The 20,774-nt window shown below is 42.2% G+C and carries 21 protein-coding genes; 8 read left to right on the forward strand and 13 right to left on the reverse strand.

All coding sequences use genetic code 11. The annotated features are described in order from the left end of the window. Positions 1–306, forward strand: coding sequence for a Zn-ribbon domain-containing OB-fold protein (locus tag GD002_RS04255; protein ID WP_153731095.1), 306 nt, complete (start codon positions 1–3; stop codon positions 304–306). A gap of 163 nt (positions 307–469) precedes the next feature. Then, entirely contained in the window at positions 470–1,432 is a 963-nt protein-coding gene (locus tag GD002_RS04260; protein WP_153731096.1) for a bile acid:sodium symporter family protein, read from the forward strand. Between the two features lie 217 nt (positions 1,433–1,649). Here GD002_RS04260 and GD002_RS04265 read toward each other — a convergent pair whose 3' ends face one another. The 8 genes from GD002_RS04265 to GD002_RS04300 form a co-directional block, all read right to left on the reverse strand. Further along, positions 1,650–2,315: an NAD(P)H-dependent oxidoreductase gene (locus tag GD002_RS04265; protein ID WP_153731097.1), complete on the reverse strand. Its 666-nt coding sequence runs from the start codon at positions 2,313–2,315 to the stop codon at positions 1,650–1,652. 161 nt (positions 2,316–2,476) lie between these two features. Beyond that, positions 2,477–3,460: a GMP reductase gene (gene guaC / locus GD002_RS04270; RefSeq protein WP_153731098.1), complete on the reverse strand. Its 984-nt coding sequence runs from the start codon at positions 3,458–3,460 to the stop codon at positions 2,477–2,479. A gap of 119 nt (positions 3,461–3,579) precedes the next feature. Then, the gene (locus tag GD002_RS04275) at positions 3,580–4,344 is read right to left on the reverse strand and encodes an ABC transporter permease (protein WP_153731099.1); all 765 of its coding nucleotides are present in this window, start codon (positions 4,342–4,344) and stop codon (positions 3,580–3,582) included. Then, complete coding sequence (locus GD002_RS04280; RefSeq protein WP_153731100.1) at positions 4,341–5,237, reverse strand: ABC transporter ATP-binding protein; 897 nt, start codon at positions 5,235–5,237, stop codon at positions 4,341–4,343. Before GD002_RS04280 ends, GD002_RS04275 begins: the two co-directional genes overlap by 4 nt. Next, positions 5,221–5,448: a PLDc N-terminal domain-containing protein gene (locus GD002_RS04285; RefSeq protein WP_153731101.1), complete on the reverse strand. Its 228-nt coding sequence runs from the start codon at positions 5,446–5,448 to the stop codon at positions 5,221–5,223. The genes GD002_RS04280 and GD002_RS04285 overlap by 17 nt, the downstream gene beginning before the upstream one ends. Continuing rightward, positions 5,445–6,545, reverse strand: coding sequence for a helix-turn-helix domain-containing protein (locus GD002_RS04290; RefSeq protein WP_153731102.1), 1,101 nt, complete (start codon positions 6,543–6,545; stop codon positions 5,445–5,447). The genes GD002_RS04285 and GD002_RS04290 overlap by 4 nt, the downstream gene beginning before the upstream one ends. A gap of 445 nt (positions 6,546–6,990) precedes the next feature. Beyond that, a complete protein-coding gene (locus GD002_RS04295; RefSeq protein WP_153731103.1) occupies positions 6,991–7,578 on the reverse strand; it encodes a GNAT family N-acetyltransferase in 588 nt (195 codons plus the stop codon). A 482-nt stretch (positions 7,579–8,060) separates the two neighbouring features. Next, positions 8,061–8,588: a DUF421 domain-containing protein gene (locus tag GD002_RS04300; RefSeq protein WP_228548292.1), complete on the reverse strand. Its 528-nt coding sequence runs from the start codon at positions 8,586–8,588 to the stop codon at positions 8,061–8,063. Between the two features lie 120 nt (positions 8,589–8,708). Here GD002_RS04300 and GD002_RS04305 point away from each other — a divergent pair, with 120 nt between their 5' ends. Beyond that, positions 8,709–9,659, forward strand: coding sequence for a hypothetical protein (locus GD002_RS04305; RefSeq protein WP_153731104.1), 951 nt, complete (start codon positions 8,709–8,711; stop codon positions 9,657–9,659). Between the two features lie 17 nt (positions 9,660–9,676). On the opposite strand, the gene GD002_RS04310 is transcribed toward GD002_RS04305, so the two are convergent. Then, entirely contained in the window at positions 9,677–10,129 is a 453-nt protein-coding gene (locus tag GD002_RS04310) for a hypothetical protein (RefSeq protein ID WP_153731105.1), read from the reverse strand. 15 nt (positions 10,130–10,144) lie between these two features. Then, entirely contained in the window at positions 10,145–11,521 is a 1,377-nt protein-coding gene (nhaC, locus tag GD002_RS04315; protein ID WP_153731106.1) for a Na+/H+ antiporter NhaC, read from the reverse strand. A gap of 365 nt (positions 11,522–11,886) precedes the next feature. Here nhaC and GD002_RS04320 point away from each other — a divergent pair, with 365 nt between their 5' ends. Further along, complete coding sequence (locus tag GD002_RS04320; RefSeq protein WP_153731180.1) at positions 11,887–13,152, forward strand: cytochrome P450; 1,266 nt, start codon at positions 11,887–11,889, stop codon at positions 13,150–13,152. Between the two features lie 116 nt (positions 13,153–13,268). Continuing rightward, on the forward strand, positions 13,269–14,762 hold the full coding sequence (locus GD002_RS04325; protein WP_153731107.1) for a DASS family sodium-coupled anion symporter: 1,494 nt from the start codon (positions 13,269–13,271) through the stop codon (positions 14,760–14,762). A gap of 131 nt (positions 14,763–14,893) precedes the next feature. Here GD002_RS04325 and GD002_RS04330 read toward each other — a convergent pair whose 3' ends face one another. Together GD002_RS04330 and GD002_RS04335 are read right to left on the reverse strand one after the other, a co-directional pair. Next, positions 14,894–16,411 (reverse strand): APC family permease, encoded by a 1,518-nt coding sequence (locus tag GD002_RS04330; protein WP_153731108.1) that lies wholly within the window; start codon positions 16,409–16,411, stop codon positions 14,894–14,896. A 302-nt stretch (positions 16,412–16,713) separates the two neighbouring features. Further along, the gene (locus tag GD002_RS04335; RefSeq protein ID WP_153731109.1) at positions 16,714–17,847 is read right to left on the reverse strand and encodes a bifunctional cystathionine gamma-lyase/homocysteine desulfhydrase; all 1,134 of its coding nucleotides are present in this window, start codon (positions 17,845–17,847) and stop codon (positions 16,714–16,716) included. Positions 17,848–18,036: 189 nt separating this feature from the next. Between GD002_RS04335 and GD002_RS04340 the strand changes: the two genes are divergently transcribed. The 3 genes from GD002_RS04340 to GD002_RS04350 are packed head-to-tail and all read left to right on the forward strand — an operon-like array spanning position 18,037 to position 20,313. Continuing rightward, the gene (locus GD002_RS04340) at positions 18,037–18,876 is read left to right on the forward strand and encodes an amino acid ABC transporter substrate-binding protein (RefSeq protein WP_153731110.1); all 840 of its coding nucleotides are present in this window, start codon (positions 18,037–18,039) and stop codon (positions 18,874–18,876) included. After that, on the forward strand, positions 18,866–19,582 hold the full coding sequence (locus GD002_RS04345) for an amino acid ABC transporter permease (protein WP_153731111.1): 717 nt from the start codon (positions 18,866–18,868) through the stop codon (positions 19,580–19,582). The genes GD002_RS04340 and GD002_RS04345 overlap by 11 nt, the downstream gene beginning before the upstream one ends. Beyond that, complete coding sequence (locus tag GD002_RS04350; RefSeq protein ID WP_153731112.1) at positions 19,579–20,313, forward strand: amino acid ABC transporter ATP-binding protein; 735 nt, start codon at positions 19,579–19,581, stop codon at positions 20,311–20,313. The genes GD002_RS04345 and GD002_RS04350 overlap by 4 nt, the downstream gene beginning before the upstream one ends. 66 nt (positions 20,314–20,379) lie before the next feature. Here GD002_RS04350 and GD002_RS04355 read toward each other — a convergent pair whose 3' ends face one another. Then, complete coding sequence (locus tag GD002_RS04355) at positions 20,380–20,703, reverse strand: MGMT family protein (RefSeq protein WP_153731113.1); 324 nt, start codon at positions 20,701–20,703, stop codon at positions 20,380–20,382. Positions 20,704–20,774: the final 71 nt, after the last annotated feature.

The raw sequence follows: 20,774 nt of genomic DNA on the forward strand, positions 1-20,774 counted from the left end.
ATGAAAGTCTATCAATGCGATAGTTGTGAATATGCCAGTGTCTCAAACAAGTATAGATGTCCGAGCTGTGGAACAGGCCAGCTACACGAGCAGGAAGTTTCTTCAAAAGGAAGTGTCTATAGCTACACTGACATTCATATCGCACCTGCAGAATTTGCTCATCTTGCGCCTTATATAGTTGCGCTCATTCAGTTGGATGATGCGCGTGCGAAAGTAACCGTGCGAATGAATGCGGAAGTATCGATTGGCGATATAGTTGAATTAGATCATGTGGAGAATGGTGCTTATGTTTATCGGAAGTGTTAGGATGGTTAGTTTGTCCGTGCGCTCATAAATGCGTGTAAGTGATCATAAACCTAAGCACGCGCTTATACGAAAGCCTTTAAGTTTCTACAAGATGTTAACGGCTTGTACTAGACATGATATACTCGTGCCTAGTACAAGTTTTGCTTATTAGGGAGAGTTGTGTGTGAAAACAATACAGACCATTTCAAAAATCATCTCCAAATATTTGCCGATCTGGATTGTGCTATTATCGATTATTGCCTACGCTATCCCAGATGCGTTTATTTCAATCCGTCAGCTAACAGGCTTTGGATTAGGAACGATCTTCTTTCTAATGGGATTATCGCTGTCGTGGGAAAAATTGCTGGAAGTCATCAAAAATCCTAAGTACGCGCTACTTGGCGTCTTGCTGAAATGGACGATCATGGTGGGCGTTTCCATTGGAATTGCGTATCTGTTTTTTAGCGATCAAGCTGAAATTGCGACAGGTATTATTTTGTCGGGAACTGTACCAAGTGGGACATCCGCGAATATTTATACATTTATCGCGGGAGGAGAAGTCGCACTCAGCATTACGATGGCGACATTGGATACATTTATTTCTCCTGTGCTAACACCTATGTTACTGCAAGTGTTCGCGGGACGTTTCATTCCAATTGAGTTTTGGCCATTATTCCTTAATATTATTTATATTGTTTTCTTGCCTTTATTAGCAGGCTTATTTGTGCAGTGGAAGTGGCGACGACAAGTAGAAACAGTAAAGCCATATACCCCAGTTTTGTCGCAGCTTGCGTTGTTCCTCGTGATCTTATCTGTTATTTCCAATGCACAGCAGGCTCTTTCTGAAAATTTATCAGTGCTACCACTCGTCTTTGTGGCAGTCACACTGCAAGTTTGCATTCCGATGTTGTCAGGCTATTTCATTGCCAGATGGATGGGCGTGCCCGAGCGTAATGCGCGCGCGATTTTATTTCATACAGGAATTTGTAACTCCGCGTTAGCTGCGACACTTGCGATGGAACATTTTGGTTCCCTTGCTGCTGTACCGGCAGTCGCTAATATGGTGATGAATTTGACGATCGGTGCGTTGATGGCGAGTTTGTTTGAGAATAAGTTTCGGATGGAGGAAGAGGAAGTGAAGATATGAAAAAACACTCTCTTGTCATTAAAAGAGAGTGTTTTCTTAGTCGGAGTGAGCGGACGCGCGCGAAAGTGGACGTGGACCGCGCCAAACAGATAGAGCACCGAGCGTAAGTCTGGTCAAACCGAGCCAAAGGCGATAAGAACCGCGCCAAACTAGCCTCGCACCGATCCAAACAGACAAACGAACGATCCAAAAGCGATTTCTGTCACTACAAAGTTTCTCAGATCCATTCCACCACATCATTCAATAAACGACGTGCTTTTGGACGGGCAGGATCCTCTTTTCGATAGCCGAAAGCAACCAATACAGAAGGTGTAAATTCATCATTTCCGAGCAGACCTTCATTTGCGAGCAATTGTCCGAGTGCGACTGCATTGAATCCCTCCATAGGTGTGGAGTCGATGCCAATTAAAGCGGCAGCTGTCATCATGTTGCCGAGTGCAATATAGGTTTGCTTCATTGACCAATCAACTAATGTCCGCTCATTGTCCAAAATTTGATTGAGCTCCTGAAAATTTTTGTAGTGTCCGGTAACTGTCTCGATGACTTCATCGGGCATTTGCTGAATATCTTTCATTTGCCCGATCAAGTAGTCAGAGTCATAGCGTACGCCTTTATGAGCTAGTAAAATGACGAAATGGCTGGCAGTTCGTAGCTTTTCAACAGCGCCTGGACAATACGGCATCATTTTATCTCTCATGGAAGGGTCTTGCACGACAAGAAATTTCCAAGGTTCAGATCCAAGTGAGCTGGGTGATAGCCTCCCTGCTTCCAGTATGTATTGGAAATCTTCATCAGTAATCTTTTTTGTATCATCGTAAAGTTTTGTGGCATGTCTAAAGTGAAATGCCTCTAGCACTTGTTGCTTTATACGTTCTTTTTCCAATAAAATCACTCCTTTGGTATGCTGCAGATCCAATCATGCACTTCTACTATTCTACGAATGATATAAAGGAAACTCAATTGATTGGTCTGCATTCTGATAGTACGCCCATAGACAAACAAAAAACCGATCAGAGAATAATTTCTCCAATCGGTTTTATTGAATCAAAATACTTTATCGCCATTAAAAATCGAGTTCTTCACAATTACATAGTCCACATTGCGGATCGCATCCAGCTTTTTGCCGCCTGCATACGAAATAGCAGACTGCAGATCTTGTTCCATCTCGATTAAAGTATCTTTTAACGGACCTTTATATTCCACAAACATCTTTTTACCTTCAACATTCTTCTTTTCACCTTTTTGGAACTCGGAAGCAGAACCGAAATACTCTTTATACTTCTGACCATCTTGTTCTACTGTTTGTCCTGGTGACTCTTCGTGACCTGCAAATAACGATCCGATCATGACCATGCTAGCACCGAAACGAACGGATTTAGCGATATCGCCATGTGTACGAATCCCTCCGTCTGCAATGATCGGTTTGGATGCGGCTTTTGCACATAAGCGAACGGCTGCTAATTGCCAGCCACCTGTACCGAATCCTGTTTTGATTTTCGTGATACATACTTTCCCTGGCCCAATGCCTACCTTCGTAGCATCGGCACCGGCATTTTCTAACTCACGAACGGCTTCCGGTGTACCAACATTTCCGGCGATGACAAAGCTCATCGGCAAATGCTTTTTAATATGCTGAATCATTCGGATGACTTGGTTGGAATGACCATGTGCGATATCGATTGTAATAAATTCAGGAACAAGCGCATCGACAGCAAGCTGTTCGATAAATCCATATTCCTCTTCTTTCACACCTACGCTAATAGAAGCAATTAAACCACGTGCGTGCATATCCTTAATGAAATCTACACGTTTTTCAGGGTTGAAGCGGTGCATTATATAGAAATAGCCTTCCTCTGCTAATTGAATGGCAATTTTCTCATCAATAATCGTCTGCATGTTAGCAGGTACGACAGGTAATCTAAATGTATGTCCGCCTAACATAACCGATGTATCACATTCTGAACGGCTCTCGACTACACATTTTGCGGGAACTAGCTGTATATCTTCATAATCAAATACTGTATCCATTACAATCACCTCTATAAACGAATGTTTTCATTTAAAATCATTGGATTGTTCGTCCTTTAGTAATTTACATGATTTATTGTTAAATGTCAACGTTTTCATTATGAGTTTTTCCGAATGCCTTACAATAGTTTTTTCTTGAAATGAGAAGTCGTCAGCCAGACAAATAATATCATTAATCCGATCGAGATAATGTAAGGAATGAGCAATTCGGACACTTGAATTTCACCCGTGAGAATTTGTGGAGGAGTAGTTACCAATTCAAGCGGACTCCATGAATGGGACTGTGGAAAAATAGCCGCAATGAATAAGCCGATCGTGAACAGTAAAGTAACCAATATCCCACTATAGGAAGTCGCGAAATAGGTGTTTCCCCATAACGTGATTGCAAGAAGTAGTAAACCGAAAACATAGAGACAGCTAGCTGCGAAGAACAGGTGATGCAGTGTGCTTTGATCCCAGTAGTAGGCAGTGTAGGCGTACGTAATCGTGAATGATAAAGTGATGGCGAGTGTCCAATAACAAAGTGCCATAAAAAACTTTGTCGTAATGACTGTACTTCGATGTAATCCTTTTGTAAGCAAAATCACGAGTGTTCCTTTTTCCAGTTCCTTCGACATCATCGTACTGAACAATAGAATAAACACAATCAAGCCCATCTGTGGAACGTTTTTGTAAAACTGTAGCCAGGAATCAAGCGCGGTGGGCTCGGGTAGATCTAGCAAAGCTCCCTCTGGCATGAATTGATCCATCACGGCGGGCATGATTTTCGCCGTAAAGGGATTGAGCACACCAAGTATCGAAAAAATGATCAGGACGAGAAAAAGCTTATACGTTTTCACACTCTCGAACCATTCTTTCTTGAAGAAACCAATCCAGCGATTCATGTAAGCACCTCCAACACCAGCTTTTCCAGTAATCGGGTTTGTGGTTGTAAAGACTGGACGATGAGTCCTTGGCGGGTTAATTCTCTCATGAATGCTAGACGTTGCGTATCATCTGATAAAGTAACGATCAGTTGATCACCGTCGATCTCCATATGAAACTGAACATGTTGTAGAGATTTCATTGCTTTTTCCGCTGATATCGTAAAGGTATAGGCAAATTGATCATGAAAGCGCTGTTGAAGTTTTACTAATTCATCTTGGAAAATAATTTTGCCTTCATGCAGCATGGCGACATGGTCACAGATCTGTTCCGCGTCCGATAAAATATGGGTAGAGAAGAAGACAGTTGTTTCTGCTTTTGCCTGCTGCAATATCGACAGGATTTGCGCACGTCCTGCAGGATCTAGGGCAGAAGTCGGTTCATCGCAGATCAGAAGTTTAGGGCGATTGAGTAGAGCTTGTGCGATGCCCAGTCGTTGTTTCATTCCTCTTGAATAGCCGTTAATTGGAGAGGTGACGTCGGCCAATCCAACCAAAGTCAATAATTCTTCAATTCGCGTTTTCCGTTCCATTTTGGGTATATCTGTAATGACTGCACAAAGTTCTAAGTATTGTCGTGCATTATAAAATGGATAAAACTCAGGTACATCAGGTAAATAGCCAATGTGCGCATTTGACTTCGTTTCCCCGAACGTAACCTTTTCTCCTGCAATTGTAATGCCTCCAGCAGAGAGTGGTAGCAGGCCTAACATACATTTCATTAAAGTCGTTTTACCTGCTCCGTTTGCTCCAATAAATCCGAAAATAGAGTGTTCAGGAATGTGGAGATGAATATCGCGCAACACCTCTTTATTTCCAAAACGCTTTGACACGCCTTCAATTTGTACGACCATCGCCATCACCTCTTCCAAATACAAAATAGACTAGTGGGCCAATAAATTGAATGAACAGCACAATTAGAAGCCATATCACTTGATTACCGAAGCGATAGTGAGGATGCCGAATGACATGTATTGCTGAAAAAATTCCCAGACCAACTTGTAGTAAAATGAGAGGGATTAAAAAAGGTAAGTACTCTAGTAATAAATCCCAGTTCGTATTCATTGTCCATCCTCCAATCCCCAGCGTAATCTCTCACGTAAATCTTGCATCTCTTCCTCGTTACGAAAGGGCTCAAAAAAAGGAGCCTTCATTGATTCAACAATTGACTGCTTAATAATGTCTGTATTACGCAGTGCGTTCGTTCCTAAATCTAACTGCTCTAGCCAGTCTTCTAACAAATCAAAATACGCATCGCCTCTTAGTGTGAAAGGAAGCAAATCATGAATACAGATATCAACGTACTTTGTTAAATAGGCATACAATAGCTCGCGATTATTTGTCATTGCACCACATTGAGCTACACTGTAATAAAATTGTAGGCATATATTGGGATGCAATTTTCGTAGCGCGTATAGCTCAATCAGTCCGTTAATTCTTCGGAGAGTTTCGTCAAAAACCTGTTGATTAGAAGAGTTGAGGCGTAAATAAATGGGGCTGCTTCCGACAAGTTGAATAATATTTTGATACATCATGACTTGGATCACCCGCGTCGCTTCTTCATGATCATCGACTTGTTCATAGGCTGTTGCCAACAAGATTTCGTCGCCCATACTCGGCTTGATGACACCGTCCAATAATTGGAGAGTAGTTTCAGGCTCGGCTTGCATTAGCGCAACAGTTGCTTGTAAGGAATTGACTTGACGCAACACCCAGACATCTCCGCTTAATTGGCGAATGCGGTTAAGCCACTGATTGATCTTTTGTAAAACGATTGGGCTGTCTTCACCCAGCATATGATGGTTAAGCATCAGAATACTCATTTGCAATAGGAATGCTGAATCATGGTAATACAGTTTCACTTGTTCTTCGATTTCTTCATAGACAAGTTCAAATGGTTCTTTACCAAAGCGGTTAGCGAATTCATAATATTGTTTCTGAATTGCCTCTTTTGATAATTGGCGTTCATAGCCAAGCAGCTCATCTATCGTCAGTTTGAAATACGATGCTAGTTTAGGCAATAGCGTGATATCGGGATAGCTTTGTCCTTTTTCCCATTTAGAAACGGATGCTTTTGATACTTGGCAGTAAGTAGCTAGCGTATCTTGCGTTACCTGAAGCCGTTTACGTTCACGTAAAATGATGGGACCAATTTGCAACATGTCGTCACGTCCTTTCTATAATCAGTGTAAGGTTAATTGTTCGTTGATTCAATCAACTTGTGGGTGATTTTCGAGGTGCGGAATCAACTGATGGGAGACAGAATAAGACACTTGGTTGACAAGAAGGGGTAAGCATATAATCGGTAGAGGTGATTATCTTTCTGTAGTAACACTTGTTGAACTTTGGCGATTTTAGAGGTGAAAATCAGTTTGCCATTGCTCAGTTGTGGCGAGGTTACGCTCGTTCCAGTGCTACTTTGGCTCGTTGAAAACTGGTAATGCTCGGTGGGGTGAGACATTCGCTTGGTTCGTAAGAAGATTAGCTCGGTGTGGAGAGGTAAATGCTCGTTCCTAGGTAATCTGGCAATGAGGTTGCAGTTGTTTTGGTGGTTGGAGCAAAAAGAGGCCATAATAAAAAGCCGGTCCATAAAAGACCGGCTTCCCATCAAACGCTAACTGCAGTGAAAGGTTCTAAAATATTCTCTTTTGGTTTCTTTTTGTACTGTAAAACTTTCTCAGTTGGTTCATATGATTTTCCATAAAAATGGTGGTCTTTGTAGGTGTGAATTTCTTCGTAGGTGGTTTTCATTGCGTTGAAAATGTCTTTTTCATCCGCCTCGGCAGGTGCCCAATATAGAATTTCGAGGATAGTTTGTTCTCCTGTCGCGAGTGAACGTCGATTATAGCCAATTTGCTGTGCGTGAGAGAAATCTTCTCTCGCATAGAATTTTAGCCGTTTTCCAGTGTCTGGTTCTTCATCATCAACAGGTTCAACTTCCAATAAAATTGGCTTGTTCTTGGTTTTCAACGAATCCAGCAGTTTTTTTCCAAGGCCTTCACCGCGTGCGGCTGAAGAAACGAAAAGATAGTCTATAAAAACGAAGTCATCCGTTTCCACGTACATTAATACATGTTTCGGTCCTTCTTCCTTGTGGTAGACATTTCCTTTATCTACTAGTAATGTCTCCATATGTTCCTTTGACTTCATCTCTTCAATTGGAAAATACTCTTTCAATTTGTTGTACCAATGCATGTAATTAATTCTCCTCCATAGGTAATGTGGTGTACCCGGAGCTTTTTGTTTGGGGATCAAACATAGAGAGGAAAAAAGAGGTCAGAAAAAAATCCTCATACTCTAGTATACTCGTTTTCACATGAAAATAAACATGTATTTATAAAAAATATTATTTTTATAGAAAAAACAACGAAAATGAATAGTTTCCGTTGTTTGTGATATCATCTTATTTTACTGTATTTCTCTTCGTATAAACTTCTTTCTTCTTCTTTTCATCCATCAATTTTTTTACGATAGGATACAATAGGGGACCATATTTAATCGCAGCCTTTATTAACTTTTTCATAATTGAACTCGTCCTCTCTAAATAGAGTTGTTATAGGTAAATTCCCCATTGGCGTATCATTTAAACTTCTTATTGTAGAGGTTTCGGTGCTTGTTTCTGCTTTTCAATTTCAGTGAAGAGATTAGTTTCTTCCGGAACAGGAAGCGGCTTTTGTTCAGTAGGTATCTGAAGTTGTAGCTGTCGGCTCATTGCCTGCAAGGATAGTTGAATTCGATATATCCTCTTTCGTGGCATATTGCTTCCGATCAATCAAAGTGTAACCTAGCTGTCCGCTCATTTCCATCGTTGCCCATTTGATATCATCTATTTTATCAATACCATTTTGTCGAAGATGCATTTCTAATTCATCGACAGTTAAGCGGAGTTTTTTCATATTTTGCACTTTCAATACCCCATTTTCCACTACAACTTTCGATCTTCCACGGACTAAACCTTCGAAGAAATTCCACTTTAAGGCTAGTATTTCGAATACAAGCAAAGTCAAAACAAGAATGAGAGAAAGTAACAAAGTCTGCCACAAGTTTTTACTGGCTACAGGCTGAATTAACAATGTTCCAACAGCAATCATCAACACAGTTTGCCCCACGGTCATCTGAGAAATGGATTTACGTCCCGAAATATGTAACAGCACAATGCCCGCCACAATGATCAGAACTGCCTCCCAAATAGAATTAAATTCCACGAGTCAGTCACCGCCTATTCATGGTTTACTTCTAGTATTGGTCAATCAATGGGTCTTATGCAAGAATTGCATGAATCTTTAATTCCTTCTTTTGCGTATATGAATAAAGGAGTGATCGACATGCGACAAGATATTCAGGAGAGACAATATAGCTTGCAAGAAAAACGAACGACTCATCGACGTTTGCTTCGTCGTTTCGAACAAACAACGCAGCAACTAAAAGCGATGCAACAGGAACGTGATCGGCTTCATCAACAGTTGACGAAAGAGCAGCAGGACGTTGTGAAGCTTGGAAAGTTTTCATTTGCTAAGAAAATTAGCGAATGGACGGGCAAGTGGGACGAAAAGATGAAGAAGGAAATTGAAGAGGCAGCGGAGGCGGAACTGAAATTCAATGAAGCTGAGAAGAATGTGCTGGATCTGACAGAAGAAGTAAAAGATTTACGGAAACAACTAGAGCATCCTGATTTTACGTATATCGAGGAGGATTGGACAGATTTCTTGAAAGAAAAGGAAGCGTGGATACGCATGAATGATTCAGTAGCCAATCAAACCCTCCAAAAAATTGCAGATGACAGGGTGCGTGTCCATTCGATGATTCGCGAAATTGATGAAGCGGTGGAAGCTGGAGAAAAAGCGATCCATGCTTTGGCGGGCGCAATGAAGAAACTGGATTCGGCAGAAGGTATGTCTATTTGGGATACATTTTTAGGTGGTGGACTGCTCGTTTCGGCACTCAAATATTCCGAGATGAATAGCTCTGATGATCTTGTTCATCAAGCACAACGAGCATTGCGTCATTATGAAACGGAACTAATGGACGTTCAAAATGCTGCAACCGAATCGTTCCAAGTGAACCAAAACGATATTTTCACATTCACGGATCTCTTTTTCGATAATATTTTTTCTGACTGGATGGTGCATTCCCGTATTACAGATGCAAAAAAGAAGCTCCATGCTGTTCTGCAAGATGTCCGTCGTATACAAGACCAACTAGCTAGAAAGCGTGCAGCTTCTGAGGAAGAAATCCGGCGCCTTGATCAGCAACAGGATGATATTATTATGTCTTAAAGGAGTGGGGGAGTAAACTATCTCCCTCGTTGCTGTGCAGCCTGTTCCATTAAAAATTGGATGGCTTCCTGTAAATCATTGGTGCAAAATACAGCTTTCGAGGCATCGAGCACGACTCGATTTTCGGCTGCTATATAATCACCAAGCGGAATTTGGTTGAAGAATTTCTTCCACTTCTGTGTGCTCTCCATTAGCTTAATTTCTTCTTTTATTGCTTCAAAATCAATTTCATTAATTAAAAAGAAGGTTTCTTTAAGATTTACGGTAGGAAAGCGATCATGCAGAATTTCTAATTGCTTAGAATTGTATCCTTCAATCGTTATATACTCTGCCGTTCCCACATTATCAGCAGCGTCAGCTAATTGATCAAACCACTCATCATAGGTTTCTTCGTCTACAGAGTCAGTGGTGAAAACGCCGACATTGTAGCTAGTTTCATCTGGTACTTTTCTTTGTTTTGTAAAAAACATATATACACTCCATCCTCAAATCCGTGTTAATGTCTTTCCTAAGTAACCAAAAAGGACTGTCAACACAGGACTCAATAAGCAAAAGAATGTGAACGGTAAATATGCGAGTGTCGGCACATCCAGTACCGTCGTGATGAAGATTCCGGCCACACTCCACGGCACGAGCGGATTGATCACTGTTCCGGCATCTTCCATCACTCGGCTCAAGTTTTTATTGGCAAGACCCACTTTTTCATAACTGGCCTGGAATGCTTGGCCTGTCAATAAAATGGATAAATATTGTTCGCCGATCAACACATTGATACCAATTGCGGTAAGCGCAGACGCCATGATGACGGACGACACTTTACGTAAGAGGCTTTCGATCTTCGCGAGCAAGCACTGAACGATCCCAAGCGTAAACAGCATGCCGCCCATACTGAGAGCCAGTAGCACTAGCGAGATAGTGAACATCATACTTTCCATACCGCCACGTGAGAGCAGTTCATCCACTTCCGCAACTCCTGTAGATCCCTTATAACCGCTAAAAAGAATATTCAATATTTCCGAAAATCCATACTGAGTGTGAAAAAATGCAATGATGACGGCCACAAAAGAGCTAGCGGCAAGCGTCAAAATAGCAGGTGCTTTTGAAAATGTCAGGACGAATAGGACAATAATTGGAATAACCGTGTACCAATGAATCATATTTGTACTCATTAAGGCAGTACGGAAGGTATCAACTGTTTGAAAGTCACCGGATGTCGCTTGGGGAGACAATATGCCAAATAACAGAAGTGATATGAAAAACGCTGGAAACGTCGTCCATCCCATATTTCGTATATGTTCAAATAAATCGACGCCCACAATGGATGAAGCCAAGTTCGTTGTATCAGACAGTGGAGACATCTTATCACCAAAAAATGCACCCGACACAATAGCACCTGCTGCAAGAGGTAAGGATAAATCAAGCACATGTGCCATACCGATAAACGCCACACCAATCGTCGCCACTGTCGTGAGAGAACTACCGATCGATAATCCAATGATCGCGGTGACGACGAATGCGATAGCATAGAAGTATGCAGGTGTAATCAGTTGGAATCCAGCATAGATCAAGGTAGGAATCGTCCCACTCATCATCCAGCTACTTACCAGCACACCGATGAAGAAGAATAAGAATACCGCACTCATCCCTGCGCTTGCTCCATCCACTAAACCTCTTTCTAATTGTTTAAAAGTCATCTTCTTCCAGATCCCATATCCAAACAATAATAAAATTGCGAATAAAATTGGCACATGTGGCACAGAATCAAACTGCACAATACTAATACTGATTAAGGCCACAATAAGGAAGGTTAAACTGACAGAAGCTTTAACGGTTGGTGTATGAATCGATTTGATTTGAAACATGCTAACGACCTCCTGTTGAATAGAATAAAAAACCCCTATCATCCCCACAAGGGACGAAGGAGTTCTCCGCGATACCACCCTAATTGATAGCCCTAGCTATCCTCTCAATTGCATGTGAAGCCAAATAGTTGGTGTATTTCATTTCACTCGCCGCCTGAGCTTGCACCTTCCGCTCAGTCTCTTTTATTGCTGCTACGAATAAAATTACTTAAGACAACGCTCCACTTATATAAGATCAAGATTATTTTTAGAATTACATACCGTTTTGAATCTTACCACTTTTAAAAGATATGTCAATAGCTGAATCGATCGATTAGTAGAGATCTTGAACGGGTATAGAAAAAGAAAGTGGAGAAAAGGACGTGATGTGTTTGCGAGAAATTAAGACGATGCCAAAGTTAGAAGGAAAAGATCATACAGCGAGTATGCTGAGAGAAGGCTATCAGTTTCTGAGGAATCGTAGAAGAGGGCTTCAATCGAACATATTTGAAACACATCTACTTGGTGAACAGGTGATTTGCCTTTCAGGTGAAAAGGAAGCAGAGTTATTTTATGATACGGAGAAGTTTGTTCGAAAAGGCGCGGCACCAAAGCGAGTCCAACAAACTTTACTTGGTGAAAAAGGAGTGCAGACGCTAGATGGAGAGGCCCACCGCCATCGGAAGCAAGCGTTTATGTCGCTAATGGGAGCTGAACAGATTCAGCAACTGAAAGTGATGGCAGCTGGTCAATGGGAAAGAAAATTGCGTGATTGGGAGCAGCAGGAAGAGGTGAATCTATATGAAGAAGCGCAAGAGTTGTTGCTTCGTCTAGCTTGTCAGTGGGCAGGTGTACCTTTAAAGGAAAAAGAAGTGAAGGAGAAGCAGAAGGCGATCGTGCAATTGTTTGAAACTCCAGCAACTCTTGGCTTTACACATTGGAAGGGGAAGAAAGCGCGCGAAGAGATGGAGGACTGGATCGGCGGTTTAATCAAATCTGTTCGAACAGGAGCTTTGATCCCATTTGAAGGAACGGCCATGCAAGTATTTTCGTTTCATCGTGATGAGAAGGGGAAGCTACTGAGTGAAAAGGTAGCGGCTGTTGAAGTGCTGAATATTATTCGTCCAATTGTAGCGATTGCTATATATATCGCGTTTACAGGACATGCTTTAATTCAGCATCCTGAAGAATGCGAGAAACATGCTTCAGGACGTGAAAAGAATCTGCAGGATTTTGTGCAAGAAGTGCGCCGACTGTATCCATTTTTTCCATTCAATGCAGCACGTGTGAAAGACGATTTTGAGTGGGACGGCTATAAATTCAAGAAGGGAACGTTGACGATTCTCGATTTTTACGGAACTAATCACGACCCGAAATTGTGGAATAATCCAGAGGTTTTTGATCCATCGAGATTTGTGGATGAGCCGATCACTCCTTACAATTTGATTCCACAAGGTGGCGGAGATTATATGGAAAATCATCGCTGTGCAGGGGAGTGGGTTACGCTTGAGGTAATGAAAGTTAGCTTGGACTATTTGGCGAATCGGATGATGTTCGAGGTGCCAACTCAGGATTTGAGTTATAGTCTTGTTGATATTCCAAGTATCCCGAAGAGCGAGGTCATTTTAAAGCATGTAAAACGAAAGAACTAATACGCTTCCGGTTGTCCCTTCATGGATGACCGGTTTTTTCATGAATTACTAGAAAGGAGTTATTCATTGTCTAAATAGGGTAATAATTAGGAGAGACTTAGTCTAGAAAGGAAGGAATGCTTGTGAAAACATCTGAAGAAACAGTTCCGCAACCTAAACGAGATCTGAAGGGATTATGGATTATTCTAGCTTTTGTCGTCCTCATAGCAATCGTATTACTCCCAAATCCCACAGATTTACCGGTAACTGGACAGCGAGCATTGGCTATCTTGGCATTCGCAGTCATCCTGTGGGTGACGGAGGCTGTACCTTATCCTGTTAGTGCTGCTATGATTCTTGGTTTGGCAGCGGTGTTACTAGGGCTAGCACCGGACATGACGAACCCAGATGAAATGCTTGGAACGAAAGGTGCTTTGAAAATGGCGTTGACCGGATTTTCCAGTCCAGCCGTGGCGCTAGTTGCAGCTGCACTGTTTCTGGCAACTGCTATGCAGACGACCAATTTGCACAAGCGTCTAGCGTTGTATATTTTATCAAAAGTGGGCGTGAAAACAGGTGCCATTATTTTTGGATCAATTGTTGTCTCTATTGTGTTGGCATTTTTCGTACCCAGTGCGACGGCACGGGCAGGAGCAGTCGTTCCAATTTTGCTCGGAATGGTGGCGGCTTTCGGCCTACCAACGAACAGTCGATTAGGCGCATTGCTCGTCATTACCGCAGTGCAATCTGTGTCTATCTGGAATGTCGGAATTAAGACCGGTGCTGCACAAAACATGGTGGCACTTGGGTTCATTGAGAAAGAATTTGGTGTTTCCGTTGCTTGGAGTTCTTGGTTCCTATACGCTGCTCCATGGTCGATTATCATGTCAATTGTTCTTTACTTCGTCATGCATGCGGTGATCAAACCGGAGACGAAAGTGGTGGAAGGAGGTAAGGAACTGATTCAAGGTCAATTAAAGGAATTAGGCAAGATGAAGTCTTCCGAACTCCGTTTGATTATCGTCTCACTGGCTTTACTGTTCTTGTGGGCTACTGAAGAGAAGTTGCATCCATTTGATACGACGACAGTGACGATTGTGGCGATTGCAATTTTATTAACACCGAAAATTGGTGTGTTTGATTGGAAAACTGTACAACAAATGATTCCGTGGGGCACTATTCTCGTATTTGCAGTCGGTATTTCATTAGGGACAATTCTGCTGGATACAACAGGTGCACAATGGCTGTCAGATAAAGTGTTCGGCGCGATGGGCTTGGACAATATGCCATTGCTCGCGACGATTGCCTTACTGTCGTTATTTAATATCTTAATTCATTTAGGGTTCGCCAGCGCGACGAGTTTATCATCTGCGCTCATACCGATTTTCATAGCGCTGACGTCAACGATTGCGTTAGATGTCAACGAAGTCGGTTTTGTTTTGATTCAGCAATTTGTCATCAGTTTTGGTTTCTTACTGCCAGTGAGTGCACCACAGAATATGTTAGCGTACGGAACTGGTGCCTTTACGGTGAAGGATTTCTTGAAAACAGGAATTCCACTTACCATTATCGGGTATTTACTAATATTGCTATTCAGTGCGACCTATTGGAAGTGGATTGGATTATTGTAAAAGTTCATAAGAAAAAAAGCAAAGACTGGTTTTAGTCTTTGCTTTTTTTGTATGCATTAATGAGAGACAACACCATATAAAAAACTCCTCTCTACTGGTTGCCATGTAGAAAGGAGTTGATTCATTCGGTACTAGGTTCGAGTAGCGTCAGGGATGGGTAAGTGATCATCTGATGCTGTATGATTCGAAGCATCCATCACTTCTGATTCAATCGTTTTACCAAGTACATAATACTCGGTTTCTTCCTGTGTCAAACTGTTGTAGCGCTTTCTGATAGCTAGATAGAAAATACCACCGACTAACGCCCAAACCAATAATAAGATATACGAAGGCGTAGAGAGCGCGGCAGGAGAATTTGGTACGAGCAATAATGCTAGAAATGCTCCGCTAGCGATCATACCAAGTAAGGCGAGAAACTTTTTCATAGGTGCTATTTCACGACCTGCTTTTTCCTTACTCCATGCGAGCACCTTATAAGCAGCTAGACAAGTGAAAAAATACGCGACTGACACACCAGTTGATGACATATCAACAATCCATGTCAGTGCTTGTCTACCAAACCATGGAGTCGGCAATGTGATCAGTGCTACGAACCAGATGCCCCATACAGGCGTCTGCTTTTCTTTTGTAATCGTTCTAAAAAAGTTAGGCAATGCACGAGCACGCGCCATGGAAAACAGCAGACGACTCGATGACATGAAAAACCCGTTAAGGCCCGTGAAAATACCCATAACAATTGCAACTGCCATAATCCCAAGACCACCAATTCCCAATGCAGAACGAATAACTTCGCCTGTCAGCCATAAATCACCATTACCGACGTCTGATAAAGAAGGAAACGTCCAGCCTGTCAGCCCGATCATAATGGCATAGATTAAGAAAGATGTGAACAATGAAGCGACAATGAGCATAGTAGCTTTTCGAGGAGAAAAATTAAATTCCTCTGCTGCCTGTGGGACATTGTCAAATCCAACATAGGCCCAAGGAGCAATCGCCAGAATGACCAGTATGGATGTCAAAATCGATTGGTTACCTGTAAAGAAAGGTTGCAAGTTTGTGAGAGGTTGATCGGCACCACTGAACGTGAAGATCCCAAGTAGTACAACGCCTGCCACGAGTAACACGCTGAAATAAAATTGGATTTGTCCAGAAACGCTTGTACCTGTCGTGTTAATAAGTGCAAACAATAAGATCAATGAGCTGGCAATCAGCACCTCTGGTAAATAGACGTCCCAGCCTGCTACAGAGTATAAATAGCCTTGTTGCATGAAACCGGGTGCTAAAAACTTTAGCAACAGGGTGAATGCTGAGGCATTCAAAGCGACAATTGAAATATATCCAAGCGATAAGAACCATCCGCAAATGAACGCCCATACTTTTCCTGCTGCCACAAAAGCATATGTAAATCCGCCACCCGATACTGGGAATTTTTTAATCATCACACCGTAGCTCGACGCGATAATCATCATAACGAGTGCGCCAATACCGAGACCAATGATAGCGCCAAGCGGTCCTGACTGGCGAATCCAATCACCAGGTAAAATAAAAGCGCCCCAGCCAACCGATGATCCTAGTGCAATGGCGAATACCCAAGATGGTTTTAGTGTTTTATGTAGTTTCCTTCGTGCGTTCTCAGGTCCTTGGTCCATATAAATCCATCCTCCAGTTAGTAGTATAGCGAATGTTTTCCCAAGTTTTTTCGTTTTAAAACGTCTGGAGAAAATAGATTGTGCATTTTAAACACGCACCGCGCGAAAGTTATGTTGAAACGAGCGAAAGCTATGGTGTACCGCGCTAAAATAGCACTAGAACGAGCCAAAATCATATCGGTTCGAGCGAAAGCTACACTACACCGCACCAAACCATATTCACAACGAGCCAAAGCTAATCAGTATGGATCACACAATTTCGAAATAAAAAACCATGAAGAGCTAGCTCTTCATGGTAACGATTATTCAAATGCTTGTTGCAAATCTTCTAACAAGTCTTCGACATCTTCAATGCCAACAGACAATCGTAGTAATTTTGGGGAAATACCTAACTTAGCTTGTTCCTCCGTAGGAATGGTGGCATGAGTCATTTTGGCGGGAACGGAGATCAAACTTTCCACGGCTCCTAAGCTGACGGCAAGTTGGAAAATCTTCACTTTCTCAATAATCTGCTCAGCCAGTTCCTCACTTTCCACCTCGAATGATAGCACACCACCAAATCCACGTGCTTGCTGTTTAGCGAGTTCGTGACCTGGATGGCTTTCCAATCCAGGATAATACACTTTTTTCACTTGCGGTTGCTCAGTTAGCCATTCCGCGATTCGTTTAGTGTTCACTTCATGCTCTTCCATCCGAACACCGAGCGTTTTCATACCACGTAATAGCAGATAGGAATCTTGCGGACCGAGAATGGCACCCACGGCTTTCTGAACCAAATGAATATCCTCGCCGAGCTGTTCGTCATTAACCGCAACGAGTCCTGCTACTACATCGCTATGGCCACCCAAGTATTTCGTAGCGCTATGAAATACGACATCCGCTCCTAATTCCAGAGGGTTTTGCCAGTAGGGAGTAAGAAATGTGTTATCTACAATTAATTTCAAGTTATGTTCTTTTGCCACTTTCGAAAGTGCTTGGATATCGACTACTTTCAAAAAGGGATTTCCAGGTGTTTCGATGACAATCGCTTTCGTATTCGGTTGAATGGCCTCGGTAATGTTCTCAATAGCGGTTGGATCGACAAAAGTAGAAGTTAAATTAAGTCGGTTTAGCACTTGATTGAGAACTCGGTATGTACCTCCATACACGTCATTGCTAATTATGAAATGATCACCTGCATTAAATGTCATGAGCACAGATGACAAAGCCGCCAGACCAGAGGCAAACGCGAGCCCTCTTTTACCACCTTCTATATCTGCTATGTATTGCTCCACTGCATTACGTGTCGGATTACCTGCACGTGAATAATCATAACCTTTGTTCCGATCGGGTGCATCTTGCTTAAATGTACTAACTTGATAGATCGGAACTGTTACCGCACCCGTCAATGGGTCTCCTGAAACGCCTGCGTGAATCAATTTTGTCTTCAATCTCATGCTGTTTCCTCCTAATTTCCAAGTGTTTTAATAGGGTTTAAACTAATGCTAGACTAAAGGAATTTGTTTTGTTTGTCAATTCTATATAGTATAATATTTCAAACTACAAGTTTTACTTGTTGACAGAATCATAACAATCTCTTATGATTTTAAACAACAAATACTTATAAGAATAGTGGGGTTTATGGAATGAGAAAAATTTTATTGCCATTTTTACTAGTTTTATTGGCGGTTGTATTGGTTGCTTGCGGTTCGAAAGACGAAGACAAAACGAACGGATCGGATGATAAACCAGCAGATGAATCAACAGGACAATCGGCTGAAAGCAAGGGTTTGCTTGATGAAGTTTTAGAAAAAGGTGTGCTAAATGTAGGTACAGAAGGAACATATGCACCTTTCTCTTTTCATGATGAATCTGGTAAATTAACTGGATATGATGTGGAAGTTACTGAAGAGGTAGCGAAGCGTTTAGGTGTAGAAGCTAAATTTTTTGAAACTCAGTGGGATGCGATTTTTGCTGGACTGGATGCTAAGCGCTTTGATGTCATTGCCAACCAAGTAGGAATCAATGAAGAACGCCAGGAAAAATATGATTTCTCACAACCTTATACTCGCTCGAATGCGGTATTAATTGTTCATGCAGATAATCAAGATATCACCACATTCGATGGAATGGACGGTAAAAAAGCTGCACAGACATTGACGAGTAACTATGGGAAGATGGCGGAGTCACACGGTGCAGAAGTTGTTAAAGTAGAAGGCTTTAACCAAGCGGTAGATTTAGTCACTTCTAAACGGGTAGATGGCACATATAACGATAAAATTTCAGCGCTTGATTATGTAAAGAAAAAGCCAGATGCTCCAATTCAAATCATTGACGAGCAGCAAAATGGTTCTGAAAATGCATTTTTATTCAGACAAAACACTGAGGATCTGGTGGATGAAATTAATAAAGCGTTAGATGCGATGCGTGAAGACGGTACGTTGAAAGAGATCTCCGAAAAATGGTTCGGCGAAGATGTATCTTAATAGTTTTGTATTAACTCCCGAACGGATACAGAGACTTCAAGAAATCGCATCTACATCCATCGGACCGCTAATTGAAGGGGCTATCAAATTCACCATTCCATTGGCAATTATTTCGTTTATTATTGGGCTGACGATAGCTATTTTTACAGCCCTGGCGAGAATCTCGTCCAGTAATATATTACGTGCAGTTGCACGAGTGTATGTTTCCATCATCCGCGGAACACCGTTGCTAGTTCAATTATTCATTATCTTTTATGGGTTGCCGACAATCGGTATAATAATCGATCCATTCCCGTCGGCCGTCATTGGCTTTTCATTGAATGTCGGTGCCTATGCCTCGGAAATCATTCGGGCCGCCATTTTGTCCATCCCGAAAGGACAGTGGGAGGCTGCTTATTCAATTGGAATGAATTATTCACAGGCACTGCGGAAAATTGTCTTGCCGCAAGCTGCGCGAGTTTCTGTTCCACCGCTTTCCAACTCGTTTATCGGCTTGGTGAAGGATACCTCGTTGGCGGCGATGATATTAGTAGCAGAAATGTTCAGGAAAGCGCAGGAAATTGCGTCAATGAACTATGAATTTTTATTCGTCTACAGCATGGCTGCGCTCATTTATTGGGTAATATGTTTCATCCTATCCATTATTCAAGGCAGAATTGAAGGTCGGTTGGATCGGTTCGTTGGCAAGTCAGGAGGGTTATCATGATTTCGATACAAGGACTGCAAAAGTCATTCGGACCATTGGAAGTCATCAAAAATGTAGACTTGGAAATCGAGCAGGGGAAAGTGGTCGTTATTATCGGACCGTCTGGATCTGGTAAATCAACTTTATTGCGCTGTCTTAATGTGCTTGAAACACCGAATGGAGGAATCATTTCCATTGATGGACAGCAACTGGATTTCAATAAGCCGGTATCCAAAAAGGCGATCGCTGCGTTTCGTCGTCTCACGGGTATGGTATTCCAAAGCTATAATCTATTTCCTCACTTGACTGCGACTGGGAATGTCACAGAAGGACTAACAACTGTGAAGGGACTTTCCAAAAATGAAGCCGGTGAGATCGCGGAGCAGTTGATAGTGAAAGTAGGGCTGGCGGAGCATAAAGAGAAATATCCGTATCAGCTATCAGGTGGTCAGCAACAGCGTGTTGCGATTGCTCGAGCACTTGCGATGGACCCAAAAGTGATGCTATTCGATGAGCCAACATCCGCGCTCGACCCTGAATTAGTGAATGAAGTGCTTCGTGTCATGAAGGACTTAGCACAGGAGGGAATGACGATGGCGGTTGTGACTCATGAAATGAAGTTCGCACAAGAGGTTGCAGATGAAGTCATTTTCATTGATGATGGCGTCATAGTTGAAAGAGGTGCACCTGCTCAAATTTTCACCAATCCGCAACATGAGCGGACGAAACGATTTTTGAGTTTATTGCAGTGAGTAATGTCACTACTTACGAAAAACGCTTGGCGGAGAGGGACTTCAGCCGAGCGTTTTTTGTGCTTTTTATGAGTGCAATGGAGGATGCCAGCGATAAGTTTCGAGTGGCACACATCCCTTTTCATCAAACTGCACGCCTTCAGATGTCAGTAGCTCTCGTTGCGTCCGACCTTTTTCTTCTGCATTTTCAGGAGTTGAAATACCTCCTTTGGCATTGATAATTCGGTGCCAAGGCAAGTCGTATTTTCTGCTCATCGAATGCAGTACGCGAACTACTTGGCGTGCACCGCGTGGATTACCAGCCTCAGCGGCCACCTGTCCATACGTCATGATGCGGCCTGAAGGGATTTGTTGGATGATGGACACCACTCGTTCTGTAAATGTTTGCATGGATAGCTCTCCCTTTTTTATGAAAGCGTAGCATAGAATAATTAAGAAGTCACATGAGCTAATATCAAGGA

Origin of the sequence: Sporosarcina obsidiansis (assembly GCF_009651005.1) — a bacterium.
GTDB classification, from domain to species: Bacteria; Bacillota; Bacilli; order Bacillales_A; family Planococcaceae; genus Sporosarcina; species Sporosarcina obsidiansis.